This is a genomic window from Deferribacterota bacterium, from assembly GCA_034189185.1.
In the GTDB taxonomy this organism is placed as follows: Bacteria; Chrysiogenota; Deferribacteres; order Deferribacterales; family UBA228; genus UBA228.
Genome location: JAXHVM010000206.1, coordinates 1 through 2,903, shown reverse-complemented (window position 1 = coordinate 2,903; position 2,903 = coordinate 1). Strand labels below are relative to the sequence as shown.

At 30.9% G+C, this 2,903-nt stretch carries 3 protein-coding genes and 1 riboswitch; of the genes, 1 reads left to right on the top strand and 2 read right to left on the bottom strand.

The features are described 5' to 3' along the window. A riboswitch (cobalamin riboswitch) is annotated at window positions 1-87 on the bottom strand. This riboswitch is flagged as partial in the annotation. Between the two features lie 593 nt (window positions 88-680). Further along, entirely contained in the window at window positions 681-1,664 is a 984-nt protein-coding gene (locus tag SVN78_09935) for a PHB depolymerase family esterase (GenBank protein ID MDY6821925.1), read from the top strand. Window positions 1,665-1,777: 113 nt separating this feature from the next. On the opposite strand, the gene SVN78_09930 is transcribed toward SVN78_09935, so the two are convergent. Beyond that, on the bottom strand, window positions 1,778-2,284 hold the full coding sequence (locus SVN78_09930) for a bifunctional adenosylcobinamide kinase/adenosylcobinamide-phosphate guanylyltransferase (protein ID MDY6821924.1): 507 nt from the start codon (window positions 2,282-2,284) through the stop codon (window positions 1,778-1,780). Then, a partial coding sequence (locus tag SVN78_09925) for a hypothetical protein (GenBank protein ID MDY6821923.1) occupies window positions 2,278-2,903 on the bottom strand: 626 nt, incomplete at its 5' end. The genes SVN78_09925 and SVN78_09930, both read right to left, overlap by 7 nt.

The window sequence follows — 2,903 nt, the reverse complement described above, 5'->3', positions numbered from 1 at the left end:
GTCTGGAACACAGTTGCGGGGGCAGCATCGGATTCTAACCGATTTCCCTAAACTAAAAGCACTTTAACAAAAGCTTAAATATTTGTCAAAGAAAAATTAAATGTTTTATAATCATAAAAATATACTGTTAGGAAAACTTGAAAAGTGAACACCTTTGAGGATATCAATTTTTACTTTTTTATATGGGGCCTGTTATATTGGCTTGCGAATTAAAAAAAGTAGATTTGATATTACTTTATCAAGAGAGATTTTGTAGATAAACAAAATATAAAAAAACTGAGTAAGTAAGAAGACCAACCACCAGTAAAAATATTATAAGATGGCTGTCTAAAATATTGCTACATTTAAAAATGCAGACATAAGTTGATCGGTCAATAAATAAAAGAAATAGAAAATCAAGGCCAGCTTGTTATAATCAAACCTGATAATAGGCAGATGGTAGGCTGTGAGCAATCAGCTGAAAGGGATTTCACTGTAGTTGTAGATTGTAAAATATAATTGACTCATTATTGTCTTATAAGATATTGTGGTAGCCTTCTTTTTTTACACGTTAAACTTTTGAATATCAATTTGGGAAACAAATCATTTGACAAAAAAGATACACGTCGTTTGCTAAAAATGTATTGTGCAATTTCTTTTATCTGTATAGATTTATAGTACTGCAAAAAGGGGGAAAATATATGAACAGTAAGAAAATAGTTTTACCTACTTTACAGCTTGCAGTTATTGCGTTCTTATTAGTTTTAGTTTGCTTTAATAGTATTAATGCCTTAAGTAATCAAGTCGGTGATCATACAGGCTCAATAACTTGGGAGGGATTAGAGCGAACCTATCTTGTTCACATTCCACCTTCGTATGGTAAAAACAAATCCATGCCGCTTTTAATTGCCCTTCATGGCGGTGGTGGAACAAGTAAAAGTATGGTAAACATCACAGAAGGTGGTTTAAACACACTGGCTGACAAAGAGGGTTTCATTGTTGTTTATCCTGATGGGTTTGATAAACACTGGAATGATGGACGGAGTAGAGAAGAGACAAGATATAAGACGCAGGAAGAGAACATAGATGATGTCGGTTTTATATCAACCTTGATAAGCTATTTTATAAAAGAACTAAACATAGATTCAAAACGTGTTTATGTCACCGGTATGTCAAATGGGGCAATGATGTCTTATCGCCTTGCCTGCGAGTTGGCTGAAAAAATAGCTGCAGTTGCACCTGTTGCCGGAAATATGCCACAAAATTTATCTCTCACTTGTTCACCTTCAAAGCCAATTTCAGTGTTGGCAATCAATAATGTCAATGACCCTCTAATGCCCTTGGAGGGAGGGGATGTTACATTACCATTTGGTTCGATTAAACTGGGAAAGGTGTTGTCAGTATCAGAAATGGTTATGTTCTGGGTAAATCATAATCATTGCTCTTCACAACCCTTAATTAGTTATGAACCAGACAAAGACCCACAGGACGGCACACGAGTAAAAAAGGAAGTGTATGATAGATGTAAAGATGGAACCGAAGTAATTCTTTACGCCATTGAAGGTGGGGGACACACCTGGCCTGACGGCTGGCAATATTTACCAGAAAGAGTTGTTGGTAAAACAAGCAAGGATATAGATGCAAATGAGGTCATATGGAATTTTTTCAAGAAACATATGAGATAATATGATTATGTTCATAACTTCGTATAAAAGCGGATAAAAGAGAAACCAAAGATTTTCCCAAATTGCCTTTTCAACTTCTTTTATTAGTTATGCTTTAACAAGTAAAAATTGTATTATTTTAATTTTAATGGAATTCCTGAGAATAATATAGAAACATTGTCTGCTGCAGCTGCTAATTTTTGGTTAGCTATCCCTAAAATATTTATAAAGTCTCTTGCTGTTTTATTTTCTGGAATTACAGAGCTGCCAACCTCATTTGAAACAATTATTAAATTCAAATTTTCTTTAGACTCATTTAAAAACTTTATTAGATTATTAATATACAAATTTGCATCTAGATTATAATAGAGCAAATTGTTTATCCAAGTATTTAAACATTCTAAAAGGATAATCTCATATTTATTATGTTTTAGCTTGATAACATTAGTTATATCAATTGGCTCTTCGGTTAGATCCCAATCGCTGCCTCTTTCTTTTCTATGTTTACTTATTTTTTGTTTTGTCTCTGAGTCATTCCCTTCTAATGTAGCTATATATAGTTTTCTTTTATAATTGTTGCACAATTTAAGGGCAAAAGCCGATTTACCACTTTTTATACCACCTAAGATTAATTTTAGCATTTTACTAACCTATTAATAGTATAAATTGACTCAATAAAGTCATTAAAACTGAAAACTTCAACACATAAAGTTATATTGTTGGCAATAGAACAATTTAATATAAATAATAAAAGATCTTCTCTTAGCATCTTTATTGACTTATGATCTTTACCGCCGGTACTTCCGTGTAAATGTAGATATTTTATTGCGTTTTTATTTTTATTGAGAAACTTTTTTATAAACATTGGGTGCAAATGAAGAATATGGCCAATATCAAGACATATATCTATATTATTCCTCACAAATTTATTTAAATTATCAATTTTGTTATCATAATTTTCAGCTAAGATATTTTTTTTATATTTATCCTTCAAATATTTAAGAAATTTTATTGCTTTTTTATTATAATCTATATGAATGATAAAGTACTTTACATTATTTACCTGGTTAAAAGATTTAATAAAATTTTCTATTTTTTTGAAATTTTTTGTATCAATTGGCAAATGAACTACATAATCTAAGTCAGATCTATTTATATATTCAATCTCCCTTTTTGTTGGTAAATCTACCTTTTTCATGCCTTCAAAATATAAAAGTTCAATACTATCAACAAAGGGTTTGACCTGCTTTATATTGTTAA